Origin of the sequence: Acidovorax sp. (assembly GCF_046341535.1) — a bacterium.
GTDB lineage: Bacteria > Pseudomonadota > Gammaproteobacteria > Burkholderiales > Burkholderiaceae_C > Acidovorax.
In genome coordinates, this window is sequence record NZ_JBKDRI010000179.1 from 1 (window position 1) to 3038 (window position 3038).

Annotated in this window: 3 protein-coding genes; all 3 read left to right on the top strand. The window is 65.8% G+C overall.

Features of this window, described 5'->3' with window-relative positions; genetic code table 11:
* The coding region (locus ACK543_RS13645; protein ID WP_409943389.1) for an RNA 3'-terminal phosphate cyclase at nt 1–754 on the top strand (754 nt) is incomplete at its 5' end.
* 261 nt (nt 755–1015) lie between these two features.
* The gene (gene cysK / locus ACK543_RS13650) at nt 1016–1933 is read left to right on the top strand and encodes a cysteine synthase A (protein WP_409943390.1); all 918 of its coding nucleotides are present in this window, start codon (nt 1016–1018) and stop codon (nt 1931–1933) included.
* A gap of 171 nt (nt 1934–2104) precedes the next feature.
* Nucleotides 2105–3038 (top strand): NAD(P)/FAD-dependent oxidoreductase (locus tag ACK543_RS13655; protein WP_409943391.1); only part of this gene is annotated, 934 nt, incomplete at its 3' end.

Here is a 3038-nt window from a genome sequence, read left to right on the forward strand (position 1 = left end):
AGATCGAGTTCAGTTTGTTCGGTACAGTTTGGATTCGGCATGGCTCGCTCGTTCATCAAGTTTCTACACCTCGATAAACGCGCACTCAAAGGGCCATGCCGTCATCGTTTTTACGGAGGACGGTGAAATATCCGGGCTAGACCTGCAACTGCAGCGCCGCGGCTTCTTTCCTGCCGGGGGCGGCGAACTGGTGGCGCGCATCACGCCTTCCGGCCAGCTGTTGGTACCAGTGGATGTATTAGAGCGCGGCCCGCTGCTGAAGGGCTGGGCAGAGGCGCTGGCGCCCGGCCTGGCCCGCAACATTCCCCACCGAGAGTTGGAAGCGCTGGGCCAGCGCATGGGCTGGACTCTCGAGGCGGGCCAGTTGCGCCAGCCGCCCACGCGCCAGAACGAGGGCCCGGGCAATGCACTGCTTGCCACGCTGGAGTACGAGCACATCACCGAGGTGTTCTTCCAGCTGGGCGAGCGCAGCCTGTCGGCGGAGCAAGTCGCCAGGCGGCTGGTGGACGAAATTCGAGCCTACCAGCGCAGCAAAGGCGCTCTGGGCCCGCACCTGGCCGACCAGTGGATGCTGCCGATGGCCCTGGCGGTGTGGCGCAGCGGCCAGGCCACAAGCTACACCTGCAGCGAGGTGACGCAGCACACGGCGACCAATGCGCAGACGATTGCGCTGGGCCTGCCCGTCCAGGTGCACATCACCGCTGTGGAAGGGGCCATGCGGGTGGCGATACGCCCGTTGGCAGCCGCGAAATGAGCGGGGTGCAGATGCAGCAGCTTCGGTGCACGGGTGGGGTATATCGATATCGCCAAGGCTGTAGAACAAGTGGTTCAAAATGCGTGTGGAACCGCGGTGCCAGCCCCTGAATTCGGGTTGCCGTGGGCTGGCCGAACAGGAGGAGCGCCACACATCGCGCGCGCCCTGGGTTCGACCCGCTCAGCCCGAACGGTTTTTCGGAACACTCCGAGGTCGCAAGGACGCAATCTTCCCCCCCTTCTCACATCAACAGGAGACGCCATGAAAGTTGACAACATTCTGCAGACCATCGGCAACACGCCCCACGTGCGCATCAACCGCCTGTTTGGCCCTGCTGCCAACGTGTGGGTCAAGTCCGAGCGCAGCAACCCTGGCGGTTCGATCAAGGACCGCATTGCCCTGGCCATGGTGGAAGACGCAGAAAAGTCCGGTGCGCTCAAGCCCGGTGGCACCATCATCGAGCCCACCAGCGGCAACACGGGCATTGGCCTGGCGCTGGTCGCCGCCGTCAAGGGCTACAAGCTGATCCTGGTGATGCCCGACAGCATGAGCATCGAGCGCCGCCGCCTGATGCTGGCCTACGGCGCGCAGTTTGACCTGACGCCGCGCGAAAAGGGCATGAAGGGCGCGATCGCCCGCGCGCAGGAGCTGCAGGCCCAGACGCCGGGCGCATGGATTCCCCAGCAGTTTGAAAACCCCGCCAACATCGACATCCATGTGCGCACCACCGCCCAGGAAATCCTGGCCGACTTTCCCGACGGGCTCGATGCCATCATCACGGGTGTCGGCACGGGCGGCCATCTCACCGGCGCTGCACGCGTGCTCAAGGCCAGGTTCCCGCAGCTCAAGGTGTTTGCGGTGGAGCCTGCAGCCTCGCCCGTGATCTCGGGCGGTGCGCCCTCGCCGCATCCCATCCAGGGCATTGGTGCTGGCTTTGTGCCCAAGAACCTGGACACCAGCGTGCTCGATGGCGTGATCCAGGTCGAAGCCGAGGCGGCCCGCGAATACGCCCGCCGCTGCGCGCGCGAAGAGGGCATGCTGGTGGGCATTTCGTCGGGTGCCACGCTGTCGGCCATTGCACAGAAGCTGCCCGAGTTGCCCGCAGGCGCCCGCGTGCTGGGCTTTAACTACGACACCGGCGAGCGCTACCTTTCGGTGGAAGGCTTCCTGCCCGCCTGACGGGGCTGCCGCTCACCAAGCCTGCACGGGGCACCGCGCCGCGCTGCACACCGCCGCGGCCCAGCGCCCTCGCACCCGGGCGCCGGCTGCACGCCAGCGCATCACTGCCCGTATCATGTGGGACGCTTGTTGCCATTGCCATTCGCCCGATAACCACGGGCCTGCAAGACCATGATCCGCCTCTCCGAAATCCGGCTGCCCTTCACCGTGGCCGAAGCCCCTGATGCGCCTCTGCGCGCCGCTGTCACGCAACTGCTGGGCATCGCGCCCGCAGACATCGCCCACCTGCATGTCTTCAAACGTAGCTTTGACGCCCGCAAGGCCGACCTGCTGGCCGTGTACATCGTCGATGTGACGCTGGCGCAGCCGGGGCGCGAAGCCGCCCTGCTGGCAAAGTTTGCCGCCAACCCGCACATCCAGCCCACTCCCGACATGGCCTGGCACCCGGTGGGCCACGCGCCTGCCGATCTGCCGCAGCGGCCGGTGGTGGTGGGCTTTGGACCCTGCGGCATCTTTGCCGCGCTGGTGCTGGCGCAGATGGGTTTCAAGCCCATCGTGCTCGAGCGTGGCAAGACCGTGCGCGAGCGCACCAAGGACACCTGGGGCCTGTGGCGCAAGCGCGTGCTGCATGCCGAAAGCAATGTGCAGTTCGGCGAGGGCGGCGCGGGCACCTTCAGCGACGGCAAGCTCTACAGCCAGATCAAGGACCCACGCCACCTGGGCCGCAAGGTGATGAACGAGTTCGTCAAAGCCGGTGCGCCAGCAGAAATCCTGTACATGGCCCACCCGCACATCGGCACCTTCAAGCTGGTGAAGGTAGTGGAGAACCTGCGCGAGCAGATCATTGCGCTGGGAGGCGAGATCCGTTTTGAGCAGCGCGTGACCGACGTGATCGTGGAAGGCACCGGAGCAAGCCGCCACCTGCGCGGCCTGAAGGTGCAAAACCAGGCCACGGGCGAGACCTGCGAGCTGCGCGCCGACCATGTGGTGATGGCCCTGGGCCACAGCTCACGCGACACGTTCGCCATGCTGTACCAGCGCGGCGTGGCCATGGAGGCCAAGCCGTTTTCCATCGGCTTTCGCATCGAGCACCCGCAGGGCGTGA